Consider the following 23,938-nt stretch of genomic DNA (forward strand, 5'->3'; position numbering starts at 1 on the left):
TGGCCGGGTGCGAATAGTTCGTGGGCCCGGATGCTTCCGCCGCGATCAGATGCCCGCCTGGGCGTAAACGTTTTTGTGGATCGTCTCGCAGATGTCCTCGAGGGGGAGGTCGTTCGCATCGTCCCCGAACGGGCTTTCGATCTCGACGCCGATTTCTTCGATGCCGAAGAATGTGTAAGCGATGATCAGGACGTCGACAATGGTCGTCCAACCGAAGGTATCGACCATGGCGAAAGGGAGGGTAAAGCAATAGAGCACAAGCGCTCGGCGCAGGTGAACGGCGTAAGCGAAGGGCATCGGCGTTTTGTGAATTCGTTCGCAGCCGCCCAGATAGTCGACCAGAAGCTGAACGTTCTGGTCCATCGACGTGAGCATGATGTCAGAGATCAGGCCGCGCTCGCGCGCCTCCCGCAGGCAACCGGACATGTTGGCGGCGACAGCGAGAGCGGGATGCTGTGCATCCATCGCCGCCTGTGCCTCGGCGGGCGGAAGCTCGTTGATCTGTGGCCCGAGGCCTTCGGTACCGCGCAGTCTGTGCATGGCCGCCCACGGAAAGGCGGCTGTCCATCGGGTGAGTCGAGCGACCAGCGCTGGATCCGCCGTGATGTATACGCTGGCGCTGCGGACGAGGTTCCGTGTTTCATTCACGATGCCCCCCCATAGTTTGCGCCCCTCCCAGAATCGGTCGTAGCTGGAGCTGGTGCGGAAAACGAGAAGGAGACCAAGGGCGAGGCCCATCAGTGTGTGCAGCTGGATGGGCATGCCGACTGGTGCGACATAGTTGTGAAAGGCGACGACCGCCGCCGACCAGGCGACGCAGAGGGAGACTCGACCGATGATCTCCCGGACCAGCGAACCGCGGATGTCAAAAAAGTGGTCCAGCCATTTGTGCGAATCGTATTGAATCATAATCAATTTCGCGTAGTTGGGATTAGTGGTTTCGTTGGCGATCTCCGGCGTTAATTTGACACAGGACGATGAGCTCCCTGACCTGTGACACGCCGGACGCTCAGGATGCGTACTGGTTCGTCGGGGTGATCGGTCCCCATACGCCGTGGGAGACCAACTCCCCTACCAGTTGCTCGTACTGCGGGGCCGGAATGAACTGGCTGCGCGTCAGCACGTAACCGCTGAATCCCGTGGGATCGCTGACCAGGACCCAGCTGTAGTCCGGGGCGCGCGCGACGATGATGTAGTTGCCCGTCGGCGCGCTGAGACTGAACGGCAGTTTGAACGGCAGGAAGCTGACGTCCAGCGCCGTGTTGGTTGCGTTGAGCGGCACCGCGGACCCGGTAATCGCCGACAGCGGGCCGCCGTTGAAGAAGTAGTTGCCCGAGTTCTGGACACGGATCGTGCCGTCCGGGTTGAGGCTGTACGTCGCTTTCGTGTTGACGAGGCCCAGCGAGAAGAACTGCTTGACACTGCCCTGCTCGTAGTAGGTGCCGGCGAACAGCGAGGGGTCGACCGGCACCGAGGAGGGCACCGGCCGCGGGCCGAAGATCGGTGGTAGGTGCAGCGCGGCGGTGGCCGCCTGCAGGTGGCCGACGATCGCGGTCTCGGCGGCCGTGTACTGCTGGCTGGCGTTGGTCAGCGCCTGCACGAACAGGTTCTGAAACGACGCAGCCTTCGCGCCGAGCGCCGCGAAGGCCTGCCCGTGCCCGGAGAAGAACTCGGCGATCGCCGCGGACACTTCGTCCTGTGCCGCGGCTAGCACCGATGTGGTCGCCGGCGCCACCGCCGCGTACACCTGGTCGAGCGCCGCGCCGACGCCCGCCACATCCTGGGCCGCGGCCGCCACCACTTCGGGCGCGACATTGAGGGACGGGTTCACCACAGACAATGACTTCTCCCCTGCCATCGATCAGCCCGATATGACCCCTCAGGGTAGTGGAGGCCACCGCGGACTGTTCGTGCTTTGAGTAGGCGCATCGCACCGACGCGAGCGCTACGTCCGCTTCAACTGGGCCTTGACCTCTTTCAGCGCCTGCGATGCCTCGTGGCCGGCCCGGCGGGCCTTTTCGTAGTTCCTCTCAGCGTCGGCCACCGCGCGCTCCGCCTTGTTCAGGGCTGCCGCAGCTTCGTCACGGCGCGTGCGGGCCGCCTCACGTTCGGCTCGCCGGTCGGAGACCACACTGTCGGCTTGCGTCGCTGCCCGCTCAGCGGCAGCTACCGCTGCCGTCAACTTCTCCCGCTCCCGCCTGACAGCCTCGGCTCGCTGGTCGCGCTGCGGCGTCTTCGACAGGGATGGTTTGGCCGCCGGCGCGGTCCGCTTAGGTCCGGCGGTCGCTGACACCGCCGCACTGTCGCCGACGTCGCCGAAACCTGACCAACGTTCGGCCTTGACCAGGCGGCCCAGGCGCGCCCTCACCTCAGGGTCGGCGATCGCGGCTTGCAGCGTGCCCGCGACGTCGTCACGCACCGTCGACGACACGTTTGTCACCTCTGCCGCATCGAAGGCGGCTTCGGTCAATTCGTTGATGAGATGGTGTTGCTGGGCGGACAGCTCCCTGATGTGCCCGCCGTCCATCGCGGCATGCGCGGTGCGCAGACTGTCACCCAGCTCGGCCAGGCGGAGCCGTGCCTCCCGACTTCCGATGATCAACCGGTTGACAATCCACGCCGCTGTGGTGGGTTTGCGGGCCGCTGAGATCCGTTTGCGCGCAGCGGCGTCGCCCCGCTGTTTAGCCGCTGCGGACAACTTTGTGCGTTCGGCAGTGAACTGATCCGGGGGGACCCAGTACAGGTTTTCCAGCTCGTCGTCGGGCACCAGCCCATGATCCCTCGCCTTCGGGTGAGTTACGCAACGGTTTGAAGCCCCATGCCGCTGGCTAATTCATTTGCGGTGACAGCCAACATGTTTCCTGGCCGGCGGCGGCGCCACTTGCTTTCCGTGCTCGTCGTGCTTGGAGTGCTCGGCGTCGCGGCGCCGGCCTGCTCTGCGCGCCATCCACTGGGCGACGCGCCGAAGGGGCCGGCGCAGGTGACGATCACGCCGGGTCCGGATGCGCATGATGTCCAGCCGACCACGCCGGTGCAGGTCAAGGCCGACACGGGAACGTTGGTCGCGGTACGCATGGTCAACGATGCGGGCAAGCCGGTCGACGGCGTCATGACGCCAGATAACACGGTATGGAAACCGACGGGCCCGCTCGGCTACGCCCACACCTACACCCTCAATGTCACCAGCCGCGGGACCAACAACGTTGAGAACTCCCAAGTTTCGTCCTTCTCCACGTTACGGCCGTCCAACCAGACCAAGGTCTCGTTCACGACGACCTCAGAGGCTACGTTGCGGGATGGCGGCACCTACGGGGTCGGAACAGTCCTCGTCGCGCACTTCGATGAGCAGATCGCTGATCGGGCCGCCGCCGAACGTCAGCTGGCGGTGACCACCAATCCCCCCGTGCCGGGATCCTGGTTCTGGGTCAACTCCCAAAATGCCCACTGGCGGCCCGAACACTACTACGCGCCCGGCACCACGGTGACGGCCGACGCCAAGATTTACGGTATTGCGCTGGGCGGTGGCATATTTGGGCAGGAGGACAGCCGGGTTTCATTTCGCATCGGCGATGCGCACGTCTCTATTGCCGACGACGCGACCAAGCTGGTGAGCGTATTCGACAACGGGAAACTGGTTCGGACCATGCCCACCTCCATGGGGATGGGCGGCACCGAGACCGTCGGTGGGCGGACTTTGTCGTTCTGGACTCCCCCTGGTGTCTACACCGTGCTCGACAAAGGAAATCCGGTGGTGATGGATTCCTCGACGTTCGGTCTGCCGAGAAATTCCCGGCTCGGATACCGCGAGACGATCAATTACGCCACCAGGATCAGTATTGACGGTATCTATCTGCATCAGCTCGATTCGACGGTCTGGGCTCAAGGCAAGACCGACACTTCTCACGGCTGCTTGAACCTCAACGGCGACAACGCCAAATGGTTTTACGGCTTCTCTGTGCCGGGCGACGTCGTGGAAGTGCACAACACGGGTGGGCCGCCGCTGGAGATCGAGCAGAACGGCGACTGGACGCTCAGCTGGGACGAGTGGCGCAAAGGTAGCGCGCTGCCGCGATCGTCGTAGTTCGCACGCCTTTCGCCTTCATTCAGCAAGGCTAATGCGCGCCGCCAACCTCACGCAGCCGCAATCGCGTAGGCGCGGATCGCTTTGCGCGTTAGCATCTGGCTCGTCAGGTGATCGCTCGACAAAGCAGAGGGTCCGTTGAAGCATCGGAGAAAACTCTTCTTCTCGATACGGGCTGCGCTTTGTGTCGCGATGTCAGCGACCGCAATCTGTCTGCCCGCAGGCCTGGCCCGAGGCGGCGAGTGGTCATACCCGTTCTCCTGCACGTGGACCTCATTGACGGCAGATTTCGCCGCCCGAGACGGACTTCCCCAGTCTCACGAGCCTGCTGCCGAGTGGTATCGGACCGACGCCGAGGGCCACTACCTGAATCACGGGTGGGGACCAGCAGCCGACACCTTGCCCACACCGGCAATCCCCGAAGGCGCGCAGTGCGGTTCCACAACGTGGAAGCAGGAACGAATTCTCGCCGTCGCCATGCGCTACATCTACACACCCGGCAACCCACTGGGCCTGCAGTACCGTCACCATCACATCCCCGGTTGGGACCCGTCGGCTTCGACGTATACCGGTGCGGCCGCGGACAATCCCGACACCGATGACCCGCACGGGCCAACGGCGTGGGATGCCGGAAAAGGCTTGGACTGCTCGAATTTCACCGCGTGGGTCTACAACTACGGCCTCGGTATCAAGTTCGGCGGTGACGTTCACCGGCAGGCGGACGGGACGGCTGGCCCGATGGGTCGCCGCATCCCCAAAGAGGGCCCGTTTGTGCCCGGGGATTTGCTATATCTGCACCCCAACGGAGATGCCGGCCATGCCTCGCACACGGTGATCTACATCGATGATCAACACATCCTTGACAGCCGGGTCAACGCGCAAAACCGGATCGGGGTCCAGGTCCGCGATCGGGCGGGCTGGTACCGGGAAGCGGTTGTCGGCGCATGGCGACCGATCGGCTGACGACACCCGCGACGTCCTCGAAACACGGCTCGAACCGGCGCGCAACGGTGGCCATATTTCTCCCGTGGACGGCTCTATAAGCCCGGAGCGCCGCTGATGCCGCCGTCGCCGCCGTCGCCGCCGGCGCCGCCTGCGGGGCCGCTGGGTCCGTCGCCGGCGTTGCCGGTGGTACCGGTGCCGCCGGGTCCGCCGGCGCCGCCGGCAGGTCCGGTGCCGCCGTTACCGCCGTCTCCGCCTTGGCCGCCGGCAGCTCCACTGCCGCCGGTGCCGCCGCCGGTACTGTCGCCTCCACCACCGCCGGTTCCGCCGTGCCCGCCGGTGCCGCCCACAGCGGCGGTGGCGACGGAGCCGAATACAGCGTCGCCGCCGGTTCCGCCGCGACCGCCTGTGCCACCGATGCCCCCGTCGCCACCCGTCGGCCCGGCGCCGCCCGCAGCGCCTCCGGTCCCGCCGAGGCCTCCGGACCCACCCGCACCGCCGCCACGGGCTGCGGCCCAATCGGTACCGTCAGAGCCTGCGCCGCCGTCGCCGCCCAATCCGCCGCCGCCGCCGGCTCCCCCGGTATTCAGCATGACGGCACCAGTGCTGGAACCGCCGGTACCGCCGATGCCACCGGCACCGCCAGCTCCGCCGCCGGCCGAACTGTAGTGACCGCCAGTCCCCCCGTTCCCCCCACTGCCGCCGGCTCCCCCAGTCGCGACCAGGTCGCCGGACCCTCCGTCACCGCCGTCGCCGCCATTGCCACCGGCGCCGCCGGGCCCGGCTAACCGAGTGCTCTCATCGCCGTTATAGGGACTGGCGTAGTTTCCGCCCGCACCGCCGTGGCCGCCGTTGCCGCCTTTCCCGCCGGTACCGCCGACGGGGCTCAGGAAAGTGCCCCCGGCGCCCGCCGTGCCGGCATTGCCGCCGGCGCCACCATTGCCCCCGGTGCCGCCCTGGAAGTAGGTGGCGTCGCCGCCGTTCCCGCCGTTGCCGCCAGCGCCGCTTGCGCCGTTGACTCCGCCGGCGCCGGAGTTACCGCCCGTGCCGCCGCGGCCGCCTGCGCCGGCTGCACCACCGGTGTCGGCACTGCTGCCGCCGTCACCGCCGGTGCCGCCGGTGCCGCCGCTGCCGCCGTCGCCCCAGCTGACACCACTGCCGGCATCGCCACCACGGCCGGCGTCGCCGCCGCTGCCGCCGACACCGCCCGCGCCGAACGAGGCGTCACCACCGGTGCCCCCGTGGCCACCGGTGCCGCCGGCGCCGCCGGAGCCGCCGTTACCGGTGATGCCCCCCGTGCCGCCCTCGCCGCCGGTGCCGCCCTCGCCGCCGGTGCCTCCCTCGCCGGCGTTGAAGTAGCGGTCACCGCCGCCGCCACCGGTGCCACCGGCGCCCGCGTTGCCGCCATCACCACCGCGTCCGCTGCCGCTGCCAGTGCCGCCGCTACCGCCATTGCCGCCGTCGCCGCCGCTGCCGGCTATCGCGTGAGGGCTCGAGCGATAATAGTGGCCCAGACCGGCGTCCCCGCCGTCCCCGCCCGTGCCGCCGCTGCCCCCGATTCCGCCACTGGTATCACCGGCGCCCCCACTACCGCCCCTACCGCCGGCGCCGCCGGTACCACCGACCCCGCCGTTACCCGGCGTTCCGGACGGGACTGCCGGAACTTCGTCTGGGACAGGTCCGGCGCCGCCACCCGCACCGCCGTCGCCGCCGCGTCCTCCGGCGAATCCGGGACCGCCGTTGATGCTGGCGCCGCCGTTGGCGCCGTGATCACCGGCGCCGCCGGTGCCGCCGGTGCCGCCGTCGCCGCCGGCGGAGGGCATGCCCGACGGCCCATACGTGGCGTTAACGCGGAACGCGATAGATGCATCTGGTCCCTGGCCGCCGCGGCCGGCGACACCCGCGTCGCCGCCGGCGCCGCCGGCGCCGCCGTCCCCGCCCGCAACGCCGAATCCCACCCCGGAACCACCAGCACCTCCGGCGCCACCGTTGCCGCCGTGGCCGGCTGCACCACCGGCCCCGCCCGCGACGGTACCGACACCACCGACCCCGCCGGCGCCCCCGGCACCCCCTGCATAGCCCACACCGCCGACCCCGCCGGGCGCCCCTGCGGCAGTCCCGACATCACCGCCGCCGCCGAGCCCGCCCGGACCGCCGGCCCCGCCAATCCTGCCCGCACCGCCGGTCCCACCGGTGCCACCTGCGCCACCGGCCATGCCAAAGCCGACGCCGCTGCCTCCGGCCCCGCCTGCCCCACCAGCGCCGCCCACAAAAGATTGGCCGAGAAGTGTGAGAAACGGGGAGTTCGCGCCGTTCCCACCGCTGCCGCCTGCCCCACCCGCCATCCCGGGTGCGCCCGCCCCGCCGGCCCCGCCGATTCCACCGTTGCCCCACCACCCGGCATCTCCGCCGCGGCCGCCCGGCTGTCCGGGCGCCCCCGACCCGCCGTTACCACCGTCGCCCCACAGGATCCCGCCGGGTCCGCCGGCCTGTCCTGTACCCGGCGCCCCGTTGGTACCGGCGCCGATCAGGGGCCGTCCTAGCAACAAATTGGCGGGCGCGTTGATCGCACCGACAATGGCGTCCTCGAGGAACTGTAATGGCGAGGCATTGGCCGCCTCCGCGGCCGCGTACGCCGAGCCGGCTGCGCTCAACCCGCGGGCGAACTGGGCGTGATAGGCCGCCGCTCGCTCCGCCAACTGGTGATATTCCTCCGCGTAACGAGAGAACAGTTGCGCGATGCTCGCGGACACCTCATCGCCGGCTGCGGGCAGCACGCTTAAGGTCGGCGCGGCCGCGGCTCGTTGCGCCGCCTCGAGAGTCGAACCGATAGTCGCCAGGTCCGCGGCCGTCGTCGCCACGACCTCGGGAACCGCCAGCACGTACGGCATGACCGTCCTTCCATCGAGTAGCGAGACCAGCGCAACCCAGCATCCGCCCGTGCGGCGCGGCCGGCCTCAGTAATCGGCTACTTAATCGGACGTCGTCTGGCGGCGGTCGGTCCCGCGTACAGTTGTCGCGCGGACGCACTGGCGCCGGCCAACCTGTTTCTCACTACAACCAGATGAAGTTGCTTCCGGCGGCCTTACCCCCCGTAGGAAGTTGCCTCAGGTGCAAGGTAATTGGCCATTGAGAACACAATTCGACGGCGCCGTGTAAGTACCGCTCAACACACCTCGCATACCGCCGGTGGCCGTACCGCCGGGTGCGATCACGCGATTCCAGTTTGCTGGGGTGATAATCCAGTGCGTGCCGGATTGCGCAGCGGAACTGTTCCACGTGTGGATGACGGACTGCCCCGCCGGCATGTCGAAATCGAGCCTCCAGTCGGAGAGCGGCGCCATGCTCATGTTTGTGATGGTGAAGCTGGCGATGAAACCGGTCTGCCACGTCGATGTCACCCTCAGCGTGGCCATGGCCGCGGCCGCATGAGCTGTCGGGGCGACCGCGAGTGCCGCGACGGCAACCATCAGCGCTGACACGGTCACGTGCAGCGCTGCGCGCCAACGCTTCACGCGATTGCCCAATCCGGCCATGCTGTCAACGCTAAAGCCCGCCGGTCCTTGCCGGCCCTCGCCACGGGGTAAGCTGCGGTACCTTTGCTCAACTGAAACCGTCATGAAATCTTCGCCTCGATAGGCCAGCGCGGAGCCGTTGCGAAGTCCGCCGACGAGTGCGAACGGGAACACAGTGAAGTCTGAGTTGCTGCGAAGCCAGTGCTGGTTGTTCGCGATCGGTTCGGCCTTGTTCGCGATCGGCACGGCACCTGGATTCGCCCTGGTGGGCGGCGCCGGAGCCACCAACCTGCTGTGTTTCGTCGGCGCGTGGTTCTTCACTAGCGCGGCGCTCATCCAACTGTGGCTCAGCCGACCGTCCGCGGGCCGGACATGGGCGACGCCGACCATACGAGCTGAATGGCTCTCGGCGGCAACACAGTTCGTGGGCACCCTGTGCTTCAACGTCAGCACGGCGGCAGCGTTGTGGGCGCATCGACTCCCCTCCCGCCGGCACTTCGTCTGGGGGCCCGATGCGGCGGGGTCGGTGGCCTTCCTGGTAAGCGGCGTCTTGGGCGTTGCGGCGATAACTCTTTCGATGGGATTTCTTCGACCGAAGTCGCGCGAATGGTGGGCAGAGTGGACAAACATGGTCGGCTCGATCGCGTTCGGCATCTCAGCAGTCGGCGCCTTCATCACCAAGAAGGGTGTCACCGAGGACGCCTGGCTGGCCAACATCGGCACCTTCGTCGGTGCGCTGTGCTTCTTGCTGGCCGCTCTCCTGGTGTTGCCTGACCGCCGCTCGGTGCGACCGGCGGGGTAGCAATTTGCTACGGTAGTTGCATACTGCTACACGAGTGAGGTGCCGCCATGGTTAACTCCGCAGACCGGGTTACGCGCTTTGCCGCCGACCTGATGGACAGCGCCGCAGCAGAGGGCGCGCGTCAAAGCCGTTCGGCCAAGCAGCAGCTCGATCACTGGGCCCGCGTCGGCCGAGCCGTGTCCGCTCAGCAGACGGCGGCCCGCCGCAAGGTGGAGTCCGCGCTGGCCGGTGATACGCCGTTGCGCGACCTGACCCCCGAAGAAGGCGTGGTGTTCAACGCCGAGATCGCGGCCGCCATCGAGGAGAATCTGGCAAGCACCGATTACGGCAAAACGCTTGCGGCGCGCGGGATCACCACCGTGGCGCTCAATGATGACGGGGAGCTGCTGCAGTACCATCCCGATGGCACTTCGACGGTGCTGCACGCTCGGTGAATCGACTTGACCTGGTCGTCGGGTGCAACGGTGCCGGCAAGTCCACCTTCGTCGAGCTGACGCTGGCGCCCCTGCTGCCGGGCGGCGTCGTCGTCAATGCGGATGAGATCGCCAAGCAGCGCTGGCCCGATGATGCAGCCGGTCATGCCTATGAGGCCGCACGGATCGCGGCACGAACGCGGGCGCTGTTGATCAAACAAGGCGTCTCGTTCATTGCTGAGACCGTCTTCTCGCACCCATCCAAGCTCGAACTGATCGACGCCGCACATGCCGGCGGCTATACGGTTGTTGTTCATGCGGTGCTGATCCCCGAGGAACTTGCCGTACTTCGGGTACACCACCGCGTCGCAGCGGGCGGACACACGGTGCCCGAAGTCAAGATTCGTCAGCGCTATCAGCGACTTTGGACGCTGGTCGCCCAGGCGGCGGCCCGCGCGGACTCGGCGACGTTTTACGACAACAGCGGTATTCGGGGGCCGCGCATCGTGGCACAACTGGCGGGTGGGTTCATCGTCGGCGCCCCGACCTGGCCCGGGTGGGCACCGCCGGATCTGTTGGCCCGTTGGCCGGTGGAGGGCAAACGATGACCCGACGGCCGGCGAGCTCGAACGCGTAACCTCACATCCGTGACCGTTCGAGGGCTGGGTGACTCCGGACGTGCTCCGTCGGCGGCGGAAGCAGCGCGCACCATCGCCGCCGCCACGAACGCCGCGACGCTGGCTACCTTGACCGCCGGTGGCGACCCGTGGGCGTCATTGGTGGCCTATGGACTACTCGGGGGGACACCGGTTCTCTGCGTGTCGGACCTCGCCGAGCACGGCCGCAATCTCGCCGCCGACCCCAGGGCAAGCCTGTCGATCGTGGCGCCGACCGGCGACAACGACCCGTTGGCCGGCGCCCGCGTCACCTTGGCCGGCACGGTCACGCGTCCCGCGGCTCCGGAAGTGGACGCGGCTCGCCAGGCATACCTGGATGCGGTGCCGGGCGCCGACTCCTATGTGGACTTCACCGATTTCACGCTGTGGCTGCTCAAAGTCCAGCGTGCGCGGTGGGTGGGTGGATACGGCCGTATGGAGTCGGTCACCGGCGAGCAATATGATGCTGCCTCGCCAGATCCGGTAACGCTCGGATCGGCGCGTGCCATCGCGCATCTCAATGCCGACCATGCAGACGCCCTGGTCCACATGGCCCAAGCTTTCGGCGGCTATCCGGACACCGAATCCGCGGAGTGCGTCAGCATCGACCGCTACGGCCTGCACCTGCGGGTGCACACGGCGCGCGGAGAGGCGCGCGCTCGGGTGGAATTTCCGTCGCCACTGAACTCCCCTGATGAATTGCGTTCGGCGACAGCAGACTTGGCGCGGGCCGCGCAAGTCAGGTGATCGCCGGCGGTTCCCCGATGACGCTTGAGACAATGACTGCATGACGGATCAGAGTCTCTGGATGCAGAAGGTCGCGGCCGACCCCGGGCACTCGCACTGGTACGTCGAACGCTTCCGGTCCATGGCGCGCGCCGGCGATGACCTGGTCGGTGAGGCTCGCCTCGTCGATGCTCTTGCACCGCGCGGCGCGCGCATCCTCGACGCCGGGTGCGGCCCGGGACGCATCGGCGGGTATCTGGCTTCGCTAGGACACGACGTCGTCGGTGTCGACGTCGACCCGGTGCTCGTCGAGGCTGCCCAACAGGACCATCCCGGGCCGCGCTGGCTGGTGGCCGACCTGGCCGAACTCGATCTGCCCGCACGCGGCATCACCGAAAAGTTTGACGTGATCGTCTCCGCGGGCAATGTCATGACCTTTCTCGCACCGAGTACCCGGGTCCGTGTACTGGCCCGCTTACGTGCGCATCTGGCAGGTGGCGGGCGAGCGGTGATCGGCTTCGGCGCCGGTCGCAACTACGAGTTCGGCGAATTCCTCGACGACGCGCAGGAAGCTGGATTGACGCCGGACCTGTTGCTGTCCACCTGGGACCTGCGACCGTTCGGCGAGGATTCGGACTTCCTCGTCGCGATCCTTCGGTGAGCGTTCAAGGCGACTTCTGTACCGTGGCAGCGGTGAATCTTTCTCGGGTGTCTCCGACCCTCGCGTTCGCCGCCTGCGCCGCTTCACTTCTGACGGTCACCGCGTGCGGCTCCCCCACGAACACGTCGTCTTCGTCGTCGAGTACGGCGTCGATCTCCGACTTGTACACGCGCCCCTCCGCGCCCGCCACAGCGGCGAACGTCGGCGCCTGCCCGACGGTCGCGCCGCAGAATGGCGGCACGCCCGAGTGGACGTTGGCCGGCACCACCGGCAGCGTCGCGGTGACCGGTTCTACGGATGCGACCGCACCGCGGGTGACCGTCACGGCGCCGTTCAGTGTCGCTCAGACGCAGGTGCACACCCTGCGCGCCGGAGATGGTCCGGTGGTCTCCAATACGGCTCGGGTTTCGGTCTGCTACATGGGCGTCAACGGGCGCGACGGGTCGGTGTTCGACACGACGTACGAACGCGGTGCCCCGGTTGACTTCCCGCTCACCGGTGTCGTGCCCGGCTTCCAGAAGGCCATCGCGGGCCAGAAGGTCGGTTCGACGGTCGCCGTCGCCATGACGTCGGCGGACGGCTATCCGGACGGTCAGCCCAGTGCCGGCATACGGCCCGGCGACACGCTCATCTTCGCCATCAAGATCCTCAGCGCCTCGAGCTAGACCGGCAGATCCACCCGCAGGGCCAGGTGCTCGTCGAGGATCCGGCGCAGTGCCGCGTCCATCGGATGAGCCGACGCGAGGTCGCGCTCCATCCGGTTGTCCACCAAAACCGTTGTTTCTGATGGCAATTCGGCAGTGTCGACCTGGTCGACGAACGAATCGAACAGCCCGTGCGGTGTTGCCAGGTAATACAGCGCCCGCCGCGACTCGGTCAGCCGGGCAGCGTACATCAGTCCGTGCTGGGTGGTGACGAACAGTTCTGAGGCGATTCTGGCGTTAGGGGTCTCGGCCCTCCCCCACGCAACTGCGGCGCAGCGGCTCTGCGCCAGCCGGTCCGGGACGTCGTCAGTCAGCGACAATAACTTCCCGACGAGGGCGCGTCCCTTCCGCGGATACGTGTCGATGGCGGGGATGAAATACCGGCGGAAGATTTCGCCGAAAAAGTCGTACAGTGGCTCGCTCATCGCGGCTCCCCAGATCAAACGGACACCCCAATTGTGCGCCGAAGTTTCAGCTGGGTACAGGGTTCGGTCGGGATGGGCTGACCGCGTCAGGCGCAGGGTGCGTCGCCAGGTGTGTAGTACGGCACACCCTCACGGGTGTAGCACGGCGGCCGACCCTGCCAGCGCTGTCGCGCCTCGTCCAACGCGTCCGCCGCAGCGATGCTGCCGATCGGGCAGTCGGCAAGATTGACCGAGGCACCGTTTTCGGCGGCGGGGCAGATGTTCGCGCTAGCCGAGGGCGCGACCGCCAACTGCAGCGCCGCAGCGGTGGCGGTGGCCAGGAATGCAACCGTGAGCTTGTTCACGGCGGTAACTCTATCCAGCCTCGTCTCAATTCCGGAGCGCATCGCGCAGACGGCCACCCGCCCGGTTCAGCCGGATGGACGCCTCGGCCGCGCCGACGCCGGCCAATAGCGCGACGATCGCGGTCTTGGCGTGACCTCCGGCGGCCTCCAAGGCGACCGCTGCGACATCCTCGTCGACCCCGGCCGCGTCGCGGACCATTCGTACCGCACGGCGTCGCACCTTCTCGTTGGTCACCCGCACATCGACCATCCGCGGTCCGTAGGCCTTGCCAAGCGCGATCATCACACTCGTCGACAGCGCGTTCAGCACCACCTTCTGTGCAGTTCCAGCGGTCAGCCGCGTGGAGCCCGCCAGCACCTCCGGGCCGGTGAGCACTTCGATCATCAGGTCGGCAGACGCCTGGGCGCCCGGATTGTTGACCACCGCGACAGTCAGCGCACCAAGCGATCGCGCGTACCCGAGCGCGCCCAGCACGTACGGCGTGCGACCGGAGGCAGTGATCCCGACGAGGGCGTCGGCGGCTGTCAGCGCGGCGAGATCGGCCGGATCGAAGGTGTCCTCGGCGCCCTCGATCGCGTCCGTCAAAGCCCTTGGCCCGCCGGCAATTACGCCACGCACGAGGTCGGTGCCGAACGTCGGTCCGCATTCTGCCGCGTCCAGCACACCGAGCCGCCCGGGTGTCCCCGCGCCGGTGTAGAACAGCCGGCCGCCCTTCTCCAGCCGTGCGGCGATCATCTCGGCGGCCGCCGAGATCTGCGGGACTGCGGCTTCGACCGCGCTGTGGGCCTCGCCTTCGGAGTGGATGAGCAGCGCGACGACCTCGCCGATCGGCCGAGTGTCGAGGTCGTCCAGGCCAGGCTGTGCAGCCTCGGTGCTGAGCGTGTCGAGCGTATGCCGGACGCTGGCCGCCTGCATCGAGACCAGATGCGGTTCGTGGATCTTGCCCAGTCGCAGTGCACCGTCGAGCGCGTCACCGGCGGCTGGTTGAAGATCGAGCCCGTCGCGCAATGACTCGAACCCGGCAAGTCCCCCGACCATCGCTACCGGCCCCTCGCCGACCGCGCGGGCGGTCGCGGCGAGGGCTTCGGCCGCGGCGCTGACAATCGCCAGTGCGGTGGCGTCGTCGCTGCGGGCGGCGAGAACATCAGGCGCGAAGGACGCCAGGCTTGCAGCGTCGTTGAGCTGCGCGGGCCAGGACTGCGGTGCGCCGAACCTTGCGCGGGCGGCGTCGAGCAGGATGGTTGCCGGTCCGCGACCGTCGTGGGCGCGCAGCGCAGCCCGTAGGCCGGCCGCGCCGATCCACGCGCCACCGCCCTCGTCGCCCAACCACGGACCCCAACCGTCAGCGGTCCGCAGCGTACCGTCGGCGCTGATGGAGAGTGCCACGGCACCGGTGCCGACGACCAGCACGACGCCCGGCGCGCCGTTCAGCGCGCCGGCATGGGCGAGCACGGCGTCGCTGGTGACCGTGACGCGCTTCGCCGATATTGAGGTCAGCAGTGCGGAAGCCAACGCCCGTGCGGCATCTGGTGCCGTCAGCGCCCCGGCCGCACCCACTACCACCTCGTCGACCGGACTCAGTTCGCGAGCGACCGCCAGGATCGCGGACTCTGCGGCCCGCACCCCGCCGGGTGCCGAAAGCCCCGGTGCGCCGGGCCCGACGGCAGTGCGGCCGCGAACGGCAGCTCGGCACGATGTCTTGCCGAGGTCAACGGCGAGGATCACCGCGCCATTCGGTTGCTGCCTCACGTGCCTCCCTGCCTTGGTTTGGGCTGAGGGCGAATCCCACACCACCGCAGAGGAATTCGACCATAGGACGCGGCGGATCGTCAGCCGGCTCAAACTGTGATCCGCCGCTTGCCTATTTTCGGCCATCTTTCCTGATCATCTTCGGCGGAATTGCGCCGAAATCGCGTTAGGCTCCACCACGTCATGATCACCGTCGATCAGGAGCCGGCAATGAAGGACGAGGACGAGGAACTGCAGCGCGACATCGAGCGAGATGTCCGGCGTCTGCGCGAATTCAGTACGTTCGAGAAGTTCTCCGATGCTGATCTGGAGCGTCTGGTCCGGTCGGCACGCCACACGTCGCAGTCCAACCCCTGGCCCTTGATCCGTGAGAAGACGCCGTCGGACGCCTGCTTCATCCTGCTCAGCGGTGAGGCCGGCGTGTATGTCGGTCAGGACCGCGTCGCGGTGGTGGGCCCTGGTGAGGTGATCGGCGAATCTGTCCTTCGCCGTGGGCAATTGCGTTCTGCGACCGTCACCACAATCGGCCCCTCCGAGGTGTTGCGGATCGACCGCGACGATCTCGCGCGTCTCGTCAAAGAGTTGCCCGCGCTGAAGGAAACGATGGACGCGACGGCGGCGCGGCACGTGGCGGAGGCTCCGCCGGCCAAGCCCAGGCCGACGCATTCGAAACTGAACGTTACCGTTTCGGCCGACGTGCTCGAGCGGTTCGAGCAGGCTGCCGAGGCTGCCGGCGTCGGAGTTCCGGCGGCGACGGAGGACGCACTGTCCCAATGGGTCGAACGGCACAGCAAGGCATAGTCGGGTACGGCGCCGTCGCCGCACTTATTCTTGGCAGGTGCCCTGGCAGGTGGACCCTCAGCCGTCAGCGGGGCGCTGGCATGTCATCGGTCTGGCGGGATACCTCGCCATGCTGGCCATCTACGCCGCCGGCGCTGGTACTCGGCTGCGTTGGTGGCTCGCCGGCGCGGCCGTGCTCGGGGGTCTTGCCCTGTTGGCCGGGTGGTTGCTTGGTGGGCGGGAACGACGCGGGTTGCTCCTCGGATGGTCGGTGGCGTCGCTGATTGTCACGGTGCTGGCCGGTGTGATCGATTCGCACGCCACCCGCGACTTCCCCGGAACGATCACCATTGCCTTCGCTTTCATCGGACTCACCTGCAGGCGCTGGTGTTCGCTTGCGCTCGTCCCGCTGGGCGTGGTGGCTTTTGTGATCGGTGGCTCGAAGCATCTTCCGGCCGACCTGCCGAAAGTCGTTCTGACCGCGATCATGTGGGTACTGGTCGCGGAGGTCCCTGCTTGGCTCATCGCCAGGCTCGAAGCGCAGAGCGCCCTGCTCCAGAAGATCGCACAGACCGATGCCCTGACCCAACTCCTCGACCGGAGCACACTCGGGCCGCGGCTGTCGATGCACGCCAGTGAATCGGCTGTGGTGTTGCTCGACCTTGACCAGTTCAAGCGTTACAACGACCGCCATGGGCACGAAGCCGGTGACGAACTTCTGGTCGACTTCGCGGATGCGCTGCGTTGGTCGGTCCGCAAGGACGACATTGTCTTCCGCATCGGCGGCGACGAATTCCTGCTCATGCTGATTGGCGCCGATCGCACCGTGGCCGAACACGTCGTCGAGCGCCTTCGCCGTTACTGGGCCGACCGCGGCGGCTCGGTAGGGTTCAGCGCTGGTATCGCCGCAGGTGAGGACGATTTGCTGCGTCTGGCAGATGAACACATGTATGCGGCGAAGAGGGCTCGCGGTCTGCCGTCCGACTGACCGGCCTCACCTGGTGACACGGAATCGCTTCAGCCGGGAGGTTGCTCCGGAGGCCAGCTCGATTCGGCTCCGCGGCACGTCAAGGTAAGCGGCCAGCACGCGAGTGACCGCGTCGTTGGCCTTGCCGTCCACCGCCTGCTCCCGGACGTAGATAGTCAGTTGCCCATCCGCCCCGACTTCGACGCGGGGTCCTTTACGGCTACCGGGCTTGACCTTGACGACCACGGACTCGGTCATCCGCGTAAAGCTCCGTCCTCGGGAGGGCTCATATCTGAGAGAAAGCTTAGAGCACCTGAGAGGAACCTTACGGCTACGTGAGCAGATCGTATGTATCGGTAAATCGCATACGAAAACGCATGTAAGGCGTTTCGCCATCGGATAGATTCGCGCATCACAAGCGAAAGCGGCCTCGCGGACTGGCCGATAGTGGCGAGAAAGGCACAGGTAGATGAACTTTTCGGTGTTGCCCCCCGAGGTCAACTCGTGGCGCATGTTCACGGGCGCTGGTTCCACTCCGATGCTGGAAGCTGGGGCCGCATGGAGCGCCCTGGCCTCGGAGCTCGACTCCGCCGCATCGTCCTTTTCGTCTCTGACGTCGGCTTTGACGGCGGATGCCTGGCAGGGCCCCGCGGCTCAGGCGATGATGGCAACCGCCGCCCCGTATGCGGGTTGGTTGAGCGCCGCGGCAGAGCAGGCGGCGGGCACTGCGGCGCAGGCACAGGCGGTGGCGGGCTCTTTCGAGGCTGCCCTGGCGGCGACAGTGCATCCGGCGGCGGTAGCTGCCAACCGTTCCGGACTGGTGAATCTGGTCCTGTCCAACATCTTCGGCCAGAACGCGCCGGCGATCGCGGCGGTCGAGAGCCTGTACGAGGAGATGTGGGCTCAAGACGTCGCAGCGATGGTCGGCTACCACGCAGAAGCGTCGGCGGCGGTGGCGCAACTGGTGTCGCCGGCCGCTGCGGCGCTGCCCAGCTTCGGGTACGGCAATGTCGGCGAAGGCAATATCGGGTTCTTCAACGAGGGGACGCTGAACCTCGGGATCGGCAACGTGAGCCCGCACTTCACCCCGACCGATCCGATCAGCACTTTCGGCGGGTTCGGGATCGGCAACCGCGGGTTAGAGAACGTGGGGTTGGCCAACACCGGTTCGCAGAACGTGGGCGCCTGGAACAACGGCAGGCTGAATCTGGGTCTGGCCAACACCGGCGTCGGCAACTCCGGTCTGCCCGTGGGTCCGTTGCAGTTGTTCGGGATCGGCAATGCGGGCAGCTTCAACCAGGGCCTGCTCAACACCGGCAACTACAACATCGGGATCGGGCTGACCGGCGACAACCTGATCGGCGTCGGGCCGTTGCACCTACCGAGGACCGGTGGTCTGTTGCCGGCTGCGGCGGCGGCGTTGCCGAACTTCGGGTACGCCAATGTCGGCGAGGGCAATATCGGGGTGCTCAACACCGGGACGTTGAATTTGGGGTTCGGCAATGTGAGCCCGCACTTCACTCCGACCGATCCGATCAGCACCTTCGGTGGGTTCGGGATCGCTAATGACGGCATCGAGAATGTCGGGTTGTCCAACACCGGCTTTCAGAACGTCGGGGCCTGGAACAGCGGCTCACTGAACCTGGGTCTGGTCAACCAGGGCATCGGCAACAGTGGTCTGCCCTTGGGGCCGTTGCAGTTGTTGGGGATCGGCAACGAGGGCAACTTCAACCAGGGCCTGCTCAACACCGGTGACTACAACATCGGGATCGGGCTGCGCGGGGATCACCTGATCGGTATCGGGCCGCTGCATATCAGCAGCAGTGCTTTGCCGGCGGCTGCGGCGGCGGCGTTGCCGAATTTCGGGTACGCCAATGTCGGTGAGGGCAATATCGGGGTACTCAACACCGGGACGTTGAATTTGGGGTTCGGCAATGTGAGCCCGCACTTCACTCCGACCGATCCGATCAGCACCTTCGGGGGGTTCGGGATCGCCAATGAGGGCATCGAGAATGTCGGGTTGTCCAACACCGGCTTTCAGAACGTCGGGGCCTGGAACAGCGGCTCACTGAACCTGGGTCTGGTCAACCAGGGCATCGGCAACAGTGGTCTGCCCTTGGGGCCGTTGCAGTTGTTGGGGATCGGCAACGAGGGCAACTTCAACCAGGGCCTGCTCAACACCGGTGACTACAACATCGGGATCGGGCTGCGCGGGGATCACCTGATCGGTATCGGGCCGCTGCATATCAGCAGCAGTGCTTTGCCGGCGGCTGCGGCGGCGGCGTTGCCGAACTATGGCTACGGCAATGTCGGGCAGGGCAATTTCGGGTTCTTCAATGACGGCACGCTGAACGTCGGGTTCGGCAATGTGAGCCCGCACTTCACCCCGACCGATCCGATCACCCTGTTTGGTGGGATCGGCATCGGCAACAATGGCCTGGACAATCTCGGGGCATTCAACACCGGCAGTGTAAATATCGGGATTGGCAATGTGAGTCCGCACTTCACCCCGAGCGACCCGTTGAGTACCTTCGGCTCCTTCGGAATCGCCAACAACGGGATGCAGAACGTTGGAATAGCCAACGTCGGGACCGGTAACAGTGGATTGCCGGTGCCGTTGTTGGGCCTGCTCGGGGTGGGCAACAACGGCAACTGGAACGCCGGGTTGTTCAACACCGGAAACTACAACATCGGGATCGGATTGACCGGTGATCACCTGATCGGGATCGGGCCGCTGCACATCAGCCGTTAGTCGCCTGCAGCTCGGAGATCAGATCGGCCAGAGCGAGGATCCGCTGGGCGTCGCGCACGTGCAGGTTTTCGATCATGCGACCGTCAACCGTGATGACGCTGCGTCCAGCGGACCGGGCCTCCTCGTAGGCTGACACGACTTTGCGGGCGTGCGCCAGCTCCTTCTCCGACGGGCCGAACGCGTCATTGGCCGGGGCGATCTGTGACGGGTGGATCAACGTTTTCCCGTCGAAGCCCATCTCCCGCCCCTGCCGAGCCTCCGTCGCGAAGCCGTCCTCGTCGGTGATGTCGTTGAACACTCCGTCCAGGACGACCTTTCCGGCTGCTCGGGCACCGAGTACAGCCATTGACAATGCCGGCAGTACGGGACCGCGACCGGGTACGTGCAGGCCGTGCAACTCGTTCACGAGGTCGTTGGTGCCGACTACCAGGGCCGCCAAGCGATCGCTCGCCGAGGCGATTTCCTCGATCCGCAGGAAAGCCCTGGGTGTTTCGACCATTACCCAAAGCTGCAGCGATTCCGGCGCCCCCAGGGTGCCCAACGCGGTGACTAGATCGTGAACCTGTTGGCGTGACTCGACTTTCGGCACCAAGACCCCATCGGCATTGGTGCGCGCCACGGCGGCCAGGTCGTCATCGTGCCAGTCGGTGTCCAAACCGTTGATGCGCACCACAACTTCGCGGGGTTCGTAACCTCCGGACAAGACGGCCTCACACACGGCGGTCCTGGACTGCGTCTTCGCGTCGGGGCCGACGGCGTCCTCGAGGTCGAGGATCAACACGTCCGCCGGCAGCGTTCGCCCCTTCTCCAAGGCCCTGCTCTTGTTGCCGGGCAAGTAGAGAACGGATCGGCGGGGTCGCAGTGTCGGTGCCATGGTGCGGTCCATCATTTCATCCGGCATCGCTAGTGGACTGCCAGGTCGGCACACCGCGGCTACGCTGAGCGGGGTATCGACACGGCCGGCCGGGACGGGAGCAGCGGATGTCATCGTTTGGTTCGGCGCGCGCCGATGGGGACAGTTGGGACCTCGCCTCCAGCGTCGGGGCCACCGCGACCATGGTCGCGGCCGCCCGGGCGCTGGCCTCCCGGGAACCGGATCCCCTGCTGAACGATCGATTCGCCGAACCGCTGGTGCGCGCCGTCGGGCATCCGTTCTTCACCCGCATGCTGGACGGCGAAATACCGCTCGAAGACGACGAAATGCCGATGACGTATCAACAGCGGCGCGAGCAGATGACGGTGCGCACGCGCTTCTTCGACGACTTCTTCACCGCCGCAACCAGGGATGGCATACGCCAGGCGGTGATTTTGGCCGCCGGACTCGACGCGCGGGCCTACCGCTTGTCCTGGCCGGAGGGCACGGTGGTTTTCGAGGTCGACCAGCCCGAGGTCATCACCTTCAAGAGCCTGACCCTGGCCCAGATCGGCGAAGAACCGGCCGCCGAGCGGCGTCCGGTTGGCATCGACCTCCGCGAGGACTGGCCGAAGGCCTTGTGCGACAACATGTTCGACACCACTGAACCGACCGCGTGGATCGCCGAAGGGCTGCTCCCCTATCTCCCGCCCGAAGCCCAGGACCGGTTGCTGGACAACATCACCGCACTCAGTGCACGGGGCAGCCGGCTGGCGACGGAGAACATCAGCGACATGAGCGTCTTCACCGACGAACGTGCCCGGAACATGCGTGCCGGCTGGCGCAAGCACGGGCTGGATATCGACGTCGCCGAGCTGGTATGGATGGGCGAGCGTCAGCAGGCCGCGGACTACCTGACCGCCGCCGGCTGGTCAGTCACCCGTTACCCGACCGAGCAGGTGTACGCCCAGTACGGGTTTGCGCTGCCGGACAATGAGATTCTGGCGCGGTTTCGCGACACCGTCAGCTATATCAGCGCCGAACTGAGCTGACTGCAAACCACATCTCTCTCCCGCGGTGTTGAGTTCCGGCCAGAAGTGGGCATCCCCTCCAGCGATCACCCGAGAGACCAGGAGGCTGGAGCATGAGCACTGTCCCGTCAATCACGCTCAACGACGGGAACTCGATCCCGCAATTGGGGTTCGGTGTCTTCCAGATCGAGCCGGATCAGACGGCCGCGGCAGTGCGAGCCGCACTCGAGGTCGGTTACCGGCACATCGACACCGCCGAAATGTACGGCAACGAAAAGGAGGTCGGCCAGGGTATCCGTGACGCCGGCCTCGACCGCGGTGAGGTGTTCATCACCAGCAAGCTCAACAATGGTTTTCACCGGCCCGACGATGCGCGCAAGGCGTTCGAGGCGACGCTGTCGGCGCTCGGGTCAGACTACGTGGACCTCTTCCTCATCCACTGGCCGTTGCCGACGCTGTACGACGGTGACTTCCTGTCGACCTGGAAGACACTCGAGGAATTCGCCGCCGACGGACGCGCCCGCAGCATCGGCGTCTCGAATTTCCAACCGGCCCATCTGGATCGGCTTGCGGACGGCTCACAGACCGTACCCGCCGTCAATCAGATCGAAGTGCACCCGTACTTCACCAACGAGGACGTGCGGTCTTACGGCACAGCGCACAACATCGCAACTGAGGCATGGTCTCCGATCGCCCAGGGCAAGGTCCTCGACGACGAGATCATTACAGGCATCGCCAAGGCGTTGGGCAAGACCCCTGCCCAGGTCGTGTTGCGCTGGCACATTCAACGTGGTGACATCGTTTTTCCGAAGTCTGTTTCCGCCGACCGGGTGAGGTCGAACTTCGAGCTCTTCGACTTCGAACTCTCCGATCAGCATGTCGCTTCGATCAGCGCGCTGGATCAAGGCGAGAACGGACGCACCGGGCCCCATCCGGACAAATTCGATTACATCCCCGACTGAACGGACCCGAATCGCTCAAGCCTCGGTTCGGCGTTCGCGCCACTCCCGTTCGAACGGCAGACGCCACGCGTTTGGCGCGATCAACTGGTGGATGGCATTGGGACCCCAGGTGCCGGGCTGGTACAGCTTGGCCGGCGGCGGGTCGTCGAGCAGGTCCTGCGAGCGCTCCCAAAGAGATTCGATGCCTTCGGCAGTGGTGAACAGGGTGTGGTCACCGCGCATCGCATCCAGGATGAGCCGCTCGTAGGCCTCCAACACATCTGCCGCGGAGTCGATTTCCTGCGTGGAAAACTGCATCGAGAGCTTGTCGAGCTTCATTCCCGGGCCCGGCCGCTTTCCGTAGAAGGACAGCGACACTTTCGAGTTGTCGGCGAGATCGAACGTGAGGTGATCGGGACCTTGTGTTCCTACTCCGGACCCGGGCGGGAACATGGTTCGTGGCGCTTCTTTGAACGCGATCGAGATGATGCGGATCCCTTCGGCCATCTTCTTGCCCGTGCGCAGGTAGATCGGCACCCCCGCCCAGCGCCAGTTGTCGACCCCCACCTTGAGCGCAATGAAGGTTTCGGTGTCGGAATCTTTTGAGACGCCGTCTTCTTGGCGGTATCCGCTGTACTGACCACGCACCACATTCGAGGTCTTGATCGGCAGCATCGACCGAAAGACCTTGTTCTTCTCTTCGCTGATCGCGCGCGGTTCCAGGGCCGTCGGCGGTTCCATCACGACGAACGCCATCACCTGGAGCAGATGTGTGACAACCATATCCCGGAAGGCACCGGTGTTTTCGTAAAAGTTTGCCCGCTGGTCCAGGCCAAGGGTTTCCGGAATGTCGATCTGAATGTGGTCGATGAAGTTGCGGTTCCAGATCGGCTCGAACAACCCGTTGGCGAAGCGAAACGCCAGGATATTCTGGGCTGCCTCTTTCCCGAGAAAATGGTCGATGCGGAAAATCTGGGACTCGTCGAAGGTTTCGTGCACGAAGTCGTTGAGTGCCACCGCGCTGTCGAAGTCGGTGCCAAACGGTTTCTCCATCACCACTCTCGAGCGGTCGACGAGGCCGGCTTCGCGCAGCATGTCGATGACGTCGTGCGCCGCTTTGGGAGGAACCGAAAGGTAGTGGAGCCTTCGCGCGTTGTCGCCAAGAGTTTCCTCGGCTTTCGCCACGGCACTCGCAAGTGCCTCGGCTCCGGCATCTTGCGGGACATAGGTGAGTATCTTGGCGAATTCTTCCCATTGCTCGGGCGTCAGTTTGTGGGACCCGAACTCGTCGATCGCACCTTTTGCGATCTCGCGGAATTCGTCGTCGGACAGATCTTCGAGTGACGTCGCGATTATCTGAATATTCGGAGCGAGATCCGACTGGTCCAGGTGCGCAAGCCCGGGGATCAACTTGCGTTTAGCCAGATCCCCTGTCGCGCCGAACAACACGATGACGTGAGGTTCCAGCGGTGCATTGTCGTGACGGTGCGGACGCGCTTCGGGCGCCGGGTACGAGATGGTCTGCGGTTTTTTGGTGGCCACTTACGCGATACTTCCATCGCGCAGCGCGATGCGCACGCGGCGGTCCGGGTGGC

Annotated in this window: 24 protein-coding genes and 1 pseudogene; 13 read left to right on the plus strand and 12 right to left on the minus strand. The window is 66.2% G+C overall.

What is annotated here, in order from left to right:
* Positions 1-45: 45 nt before the first annotated feature.
* The 3 genes from ACNQS7_RS02075 to ACNQS7_RS02085 form a co-directional block, all read right to left on the minus strand.
* Positions 46-909, minus strand: a complete 864-nt coding sequence (locus ACNQS7_RS02075) for a bestrophin family protein (RefSeq protein ID WP_055576685.1) — start codon at positions 907-909, stop codon at positions 46-48.
* A gap of 100 nt (positions 910-1,009) precedes the next feature.
* Positions 1,010-1,834, minus strand: a complete 825-nt coding sequence (locus ACNQS7_RS02080) for a PE domain-containing protein (protein WP_418015849.1) — start codon at positions 1,832-1,834, stop codon at positions 1,010-1,012.
* Between the two features lie 111 nt (positions 1,835-1,945).
* Positions 1,946-2,767: a hypothetical protein gene (locus ACNQS7_RS02085; protein WP_418011219.1), complete on the minus strand. Its 822-nt coding sequence runs from the start codon at positions 2,765-2,767 to the stop codon at positions 1,946-1,948.
* A gap of 51 nt (positions 2,768-2,818) precedes the next feature.
* Between ACNQS7_RS02085 and ACNQS7_RS02090 the strand changes: the two genes are divergently transcribed.
* Positions 2,819-4,081, plus strand: coding sequence for a L,D-transpeptidase (locus tag ACNQS7_RS02090; RefSeq protein ID WP_418011220.1), 1,263 nt, complete (start codon positions 2,819-2,821; stop codon positions 4,079-4,081).
* A gap of 192 nt (positions 4,082-4,273) precedes the next feature.
* Entirely contained in the window at positions 4,274-5,044 is a 771-nt protein-coding gene (locus tag ACNQS7_RS02095) for an NlpC/P60 family protein (protein ID WP_418011221.1), read from the plus strand.
* 74 nt (positions 5,045-5,118) lie between these two features.
* Here ACNQS7_RS02095 and ACNQS7_RS02100 read toward each other — a convergent pair whose 3' ends face one another.
* Both ACNQS7_RS02100 and ACNQS7_RS02105 read right to left on the minus strand, forming a co-directional pair.
* Positions 5,119-7,914, minus strand: a complete 2,796-nt coding sequence (locus tag ACNQS7_RS02100; protein ID WP_418011222.1) for a PE family protein — start codon at positions 7,912-7,914, stop codon at positions 5,119-5,121.
* 216 nt (positions 7,915-8,130) lie between these two features.
* A complete protein-coding gene (locus ACNQS7_RS02105; RefSeq protein WP_418015850.1) occupies positions 8,131-8,559 on the minus strand; it encodes a cellulose-binding domain-containing protein in 429 nt (142 codons plus the stop codon).
* A gap of 208 nt (positions 8,560-8,767) precedes the next feature.
* Between ACNQS7_RS02105 and ACNQS7_RS02110 the strand changes: the two genes are divergently transcribed.
* Genes ACNQS7_RS02110 through ACNQS7_RS02135 form a run of 6 tightly spaced genes read left to right on the plus strand, consistent with a single transcriptional unit; the run spans position 8,768 to position 12,461 of the window.
* Positions 8,768-9,340 (plus strand): hypothetical protein, encoded by a 573-nt coding sequence (locus ACNQS7_RS02110; RefSeq protein WP_418011223.1) that lies wholly within the window; start codon positions 8,768-8,770, stop codon positions 9,338-9,340.
* Positions 9,341-9,387: 47 nt separating this feature from the next.
* On the plus strand, positions 9,388-9,774 hold the full coding sequence (locus ACNQS7_RS02115) for a TA system antitoxin ParD family protein (protein WP_418011224.1): 387 nt from the start codon (positions 9,388-9,390) through the stop codon (positions 9,772-9,774).
* A complete protein-coding gene (locus tag ACNQS7_RS02120; protein ID WP_418011225.1) occupies positions 9,771-10,361 on the plus strand; it encodes a zeta toxin family protein in 591 nt (196 codons plus the stop codon). Before ACNQS7_RS02115 ends, ACNQS7_RS02120 begins: the two co-directional genes overlap by 4 nt.
* A 39-nt stretch (positions 10,362-10,400) precedes the next feature.
* Entirely contained in the window at positions 10,401-11,156 is a 756-nt protein-coding gene (locus ACNQS7_RS02125; RefSeq protein WP_418011226.1) for a HugZ family protein, read from the plus strand.
* A 40-nt stretch (positions 11,157-11,196) separates the two neighbouring features.
* Entirely contained in the window at positions 11,197-11,796 is a 600-nt protein-coding gene (locus ACNQS7_RS02130) for a class I SAM-dependent methyltransferase (protein ID WP_418011227.1), read from the plus strand.
* A gap of 32 nt (positions 11,797-11,828) precedes the next feature.
* Positions 11,829-12,461, plus strand: a complete 633-nt coding sequence (locus tag ACNQS7_RS02135) for an FKBP-type peptidyl-prolyl cis-trans isomerase (protein ID WP_418011228.1) — start codon at positions 11,829-11,831, stop codon at positions 12,459-12,461.
* On the opposite strand, the gene ACNQS7_RS02140 is transcribed toward ACNQS7_RS02135, so the two are convergent.
* The 4 genes and pseudogenes from ACNQS7_RS02140 to ACNQS7_RS02155 all read right to left on the minus strand — a co-directional run.
* Positions 12,458-12,925 (minus strand): glucose-6-phosphate dehydrogenase, encoded by a 468-nt coding sequence (locus ACNQS7_RS02140; protein ID WP_055576675.1) that lies wholly within the window; start codon positions 12,923-12,925, stop codon positions 12,458-12,460. The two genes, ACNQS7_RS02135 and ACNQS7_RS02140, sit on opposite strands and share 4 nt — an antisense overlap.
* A gap of 86 nt (positions 12,926-13,011) precedes the next feature.
* Positions 13,012-13,269, minus strand: coding sequence for a hypothetical protein (locus tag ACNQS7_RS02145; RefSeq protein ID WP_418011229.1), 258 nt, complete (start codon positions 13,267-13,269; stop codon positions 13,012-13,014).
* Positions 13,270-13,294: 25 nt separating this feature from the next.
* The gene (gene murQ, locus ACNQS7_RS02150; protein ID WP_418015851.1) at positions 13,295-14,185 is read right to left on the minus strand and encodes an N-acetylmuramic acid 6-phosphate etherase; all 891 of its coding nucleotides are present in this window, start codon (positions 14,183-14,185) and stop codon (positions 13,295-13,297) included.
* Between the two features lie 108 nt (positions 14,186-14,293).
* Positions 14,294-15,145 (minus strand): annotated as a pseudogene (locus tag ACNQS7_RS02155) (BadF/BadG/BcrA/BcrD ATPase family protein); the annotation flags it as partial.
* 57 nt (positions 15,146-15,202) lie between these two features.
* Between ACNQS7_RS02155 and ACNQS7_RS02160 the strand changes: the two are divergent.
* Together ACNQS7_RS02160 and ACNQS7_RS02165 are read left to right on the plus strand one after the other, a co-directional pair.
* A complete protein-coding gene (locus ACNQS7_RS02160) occupies positions 15,203-15,820 on the plus strand; it encodes a cyclic nucleotide-binding domain-containing protein (protein WP_418011230.1) in 618 nt (205 codons plus the stop codon).
* A 250-nt stretch (positions 15,821-16,070) separates the two neighbouring features.
* Complete coding sequence (locus ACNQS7_RS02165; protein WP_418011231.1) at positions 16,071-16,787, plus strand: GGDEF domain-containing protein; 717 nt, start codon at positions 16,071-16,073, stop codon at positions 16,785-16,787.
* Between the two features lie 6 nt (positions 16,788-16,793).
* Here the strand turns inward: ACNQS7_RS02165 and ACNQS7_RS02170 are convergent, their stop codons facing one another.
* Positions 16,794-17,024 (minus strand): DUF167 domain-containing protein, encoded by a 231-nt coding sequence (locus ACNQS7_RS02170; RefSeq protein WP_055576672.1) that lies wholly within the window; start codon positions 17,022-17,024, stop codon positions 16,794-16,796.
* Positions 17,025-17,235: 211 nt separating this feature from the next.
* Between ACNQS7_RS02170 and ACNQS7_RS02175 the strand changes: the two genes are divergently transcribed.
* Entirely contained in the window at positions 17,236-19,518 is a 2,283-nt protein-coding gene (locus tag ACNQS7_RS02175) for a PPE domain-containing protein (protein ID WP_418011232.1), read from the plus strand.
* Here the strand turns inward: ACNQS7_RS02175 and ACNQS7_RS02180 are convergent.
* Positions 19,508-20,392 carry an HpcH/HpaI aldolase/citrate lyase family protein gene (locus tag ACNQS7_RS02180; protein WP_418011233.1) on the minus strand — a complete coding sequence of 295 codons (885 nt, stop codon included), beginning with the start codon at positions 20,390-20,392 and terminating at the stop codon, positions 19,508-19,510. The genes ACNQS7_RS02175 and ACNQS7_RS02180 overlap by 11 nt on opposite strands.
* Before the next feature lie 107 nt (positions 20,393-20,499).
* Between ACNQS7_RS02180 and ACNQS7_RS02185 the strand changes: the two genes are divergently transcribed.
* On the plus strand, positions 20,500-21,423 hold the full coding sequence (locus ACNQS7_RS02185) for a class I SAM-dependent methyltransferase (protein ID WP_418011234.1): 924 nt from the start codon (positions 20,500-20,502) through the stop codon (positions 21,421-21,423).
* 92 nt (positions 21,424-21,515) lie between these two features.
* The gene (locus ACNQS7_RS02190; RefSeq protein WP_418011235.1) at positions 21,516-22,364 is read left to right on the plus strand and encodes an aldo/keto reductase; all 849 of its coding nucleotides are present in this window, start codon (positions 21,516-21,518) and stop codon (positions 22,362-22,364) included.
* Between the two features lie 15 nt (positions 22,365-22,379).
* Here the strand turns inward: ACNQS7_RS02190 and zwf are convergent, their stop codons facing one another.
* On the minus strand, positions 22,380-23,885 hold the full coding sequence (zwf, locus tag ACNQS7_RS02195) for a glucose-6-phosphate dehydrogenase (RefSeq protein WP_418011236.1): 1,506 nt from the start codon (positions 23,883-23,885) through the stop codon (positions 22,380-22,382).
* Positions 23,886-23,938 lie beyond the last annotated feature (53 nt).

Origin of the sequence: Mycobacterium sp. 23 (assembly GCF_048287075.1) — a bacterium.
Classification (GTDB): domain Bacteria; phylum Actinomycetota; class Actinomycetes; order Mycobacteriales; family Mycobacteriaceae; genus Mycobacterium; species Mycobacterium gordonae_B.